Origin of the sequence: Pinirhizobacter sp. (genome assembly GCF_035317885.1) — a bacterium.
In the GTDB taxonomy this organism is placed as follows: Bacteria; Pseudomonadota; Gammaproteobacteria; order Xanthomonadales; family Rhodanobacteraceae; genus Pinirhizobacter.
This window is the reverse complement of the sequence record NZ_DATHFX010000524.1, coordinates 1-2856: the sequence shown is the minus strand read 5'-3', so window position 1 is coordinate 2856 and position 2856 is coordinate 1. Positions and strand designations below refer to the sequence as shown.

At 62.2% G+C, this 2856-nt stretch carries 2 protein-coding genes; both read left to right on the top strand.

The genetic code is table 11. The annotated features are described in order from the left end of the window. Positions 1 to 1289: TonB-dependent receptor (locus tag VK519_RS17240; RefSeq protein WP_324351825.1), on the top strand; the 1289-nt coding region annotated here is incomplete at its 5' end. A 32-nt stretch (positions 1290 to 1321) separates the two neighbouring features. Continuing rightward, positions 1322 to 2856: glycoside hydrolase family 2 protein (locus tag VK519_RS17235; protein WP_414692769.1), on the top strand; the 1535-nt coding region annotated here is incomplete at its 3' end.

Below are 2856 nucleotides of genomic sequence, written 5' to 3'. Positions count from 1 at the left end.
CGGGCTTCAGTTATGCGCCCAGCTACGATCGCGAGCGCTATTTCCAGGCCGATTTCAGCCACGACGTGTCGTGGGGACCGATGAACCAGGTAGAGGTGGGCGTGAAGTCGTCCAACCACTACAACGGCCAGACCGGCTATGCCGCCACCATTCCCTCGCCCGACGGCAGCGGCGTCACCCTCGGCGACGTGGCAGGCAGCGGTACGCCCGATGGGTTCCTGGACGGCCTGGACGGCACGCCCTCCATGAAGGACTGGACCACCATCAGCAAGCTGGGCTTGAAGAACTACGTGCAGAGCTTGGGCACCGACGCGCCGATGGACCCAAAGGCCACCTACAGCATCCAGGAGCAGAACCGCGCGTTTTACCTGCAAGGTGATTTTGCCGGCGACAACTACCGCGGCAACCTCGGCGTGCGCTATTACCACACGCGCGACACGGTCAACGGCTACAACAGCATCGGCGACAACGCCTACGCACCGGTGGACAAGCACAGTGCGTACAACGGCTGGCTGCCGTCGTTCAACATCGCCTACGATCCGATCGAGGATGTCACCCTGCGTTTTGCCGCATCCAAGGCCATCGCCCGGCCGCGCTACCAGGAGATGACGCCTTATGTCGCCCTGGACGACCGCACGCTTACCGGCTCGGGCGGCAATACCGACCTAAAGCCGTATAAATCCACCAACTACGACGCATCGGCCGAATGGTATTTCTCCGAGAACAGCCTGCTGTCGGCGGAATTCTTCTTCCGGCGGATTTCCGGGTACATCCTGAACACCAATGTGCCCCAGGTGTTCTTCAACCACACCAACAATGTCAACGATATCTACCAGATGGAGATCCCGGTGAACGCCGGGGTGGCCAAGGTGAAAGGCGTGTCACTCACCTACCAGGGGAATTTCGGCGGCGGTTTCGGCATGCTGGCCAACTACACCTACTCCGATGCCAGCACCAGCAACGACTTCCCGCTGCCGTACAACTCGAAGAACTCGTTCAACCTGAGCCCTTACTTCGAGCAGGGCCCCTGGAGCGCCCGCGTGACCTACAGCTGGCGCTCGGCGTACTTCACCCAGATCGCCCAGTTGCAGTCACAGCAGATCACGGGCATCTTCCGTGAACTGGATGCCTCCATCGGCTACCAGGTGAACGACCACATGCGCGTGTCGCTGGACGGCACGAACCTGCTGGACGAAACCTATTTCGTGTACAACAACACCCCGGCCCAACCGCTTAACGCGTACAAGAATGGACGGACCTATATGCTGAGCCTTGGCTTCAAGCTGTGAGACCTCGCCGGGGGGCCCTGCTGCTCTCGTGCATGTGGCTGGTCGCCGGACCTGTCCTCGCCGACGGCCCGACACGCCAGCCGCTGGACCAGGGCTGGCAGTTTCGTTTGGTCGCCGGCTCGAAGGCAGCGAAAGACCACGCCGATGCCACGAGCTGGATGCCGGCGCAGGTTCCCGGCAGCGCGCAGACGGACCTGCTTGCCCTGGGCAAGGTGCCTGATCCCAATTACCGCGACAACGAAGCCGCCCTGCAATGGGTGGGGCTGGCCGACCGGGATTACAGGCTCACCTTCGATGCCGGCGCCAGGCCCGCCGCCGGCGAACACGTGGAACTGGTGTTCGACGGGCTGGACACGTTTGCCGACGTCGAACTCAATGGCAAGCCGCTGTTGAAGGCCGACAACATGTTCCGCCAGTGGCGCTCGCCGGTGGAAAAGTCTCTGCACCCCGGCGCGAACACGCTGGTGGTGCATCTGCATTCGCCGATCGCACGCCTGCTGCCGTGGCTGCTGAAGCAGCCTTATGCCCTTCCCGGGGAATTCGACTCAGCCTTCGGTGACGAACCGAAGGGCAAGCAGACTTCCAACTACGTTCGCAAAGCCAACTACCAGTACGGCTGGGATTGGGGTCCGCGCTATGTCACGGTGGGTATCTGGCAACCGGTGTGGCTGGAACGCTGGCAAGGATGGAAGCTTGAAGACTTCCACCTGGCCCAATCCCGCGTGGATGCGGATGTAGCCGAGCTTCAGGCCCAGTTTGATGTCCGCGCCGACAAGGCCGGGCCGGCTGAGGTCCACGTAGCATGGATGGCACCGGATGGGACCAAAGGCGACCAAAGCCAGCAAGTGTCGCTCGTCGCAGGCGAAAACCACCTGTCCCTGCCCGTACACATCGACCATCCGCAACGCTGGTGGCCGGTAGGCTATGGCGCACCGAATCTTTACCACTTCGATGCCACCGTGTCGGCCAACGGCAACGTTGTTGCCTCCGTGTCGCGCGACACGGGCCTGCGCACGATCGAACTGCGGCGCGACAAGGACAAGTGGGGCCGCGGCTTCGCCTTTGTCGTGAACGGCGTGCCCATTTTTGCCAAGGGCGCCAACCTCATTCCGTTCGACAGCTTCCCCAGCCGCGTCACCGATGCGCGCATGCAGTCGATATTGCAGTCGACCGTTGATGCCAACATGAACATGTTGCGCATGTGGGGCGGCGGCACGTACCAAAGCGATGCCTTCTACGCGATGGCCGACCGCATGGGACTGATGATCTGGCAGGACTTCATGTTCGGCGGGGCGATCCCCCCCTACGACAAGCCCTTCCGCGACAATGTGCGTATCGAGGCGACCGAACAGGTGCGTCGCCTGCGCGACCATCCTTCCATCGTGCTGTGGGCCGGGAACAACGAAGTTCAGACCGGTTGGGAATCGTGGCCCGATCGCGAAGAACTGCGCAAAGCCATTCCCAAAGAAGAAACCGCGCGCATCGAGAAAGGCATGCGCGAGCTCTTCGACCATACGCTGCGCAGCGTGGTGACGGGCTTAAGCCCGGGCGTTCCGTACTGGGCGAG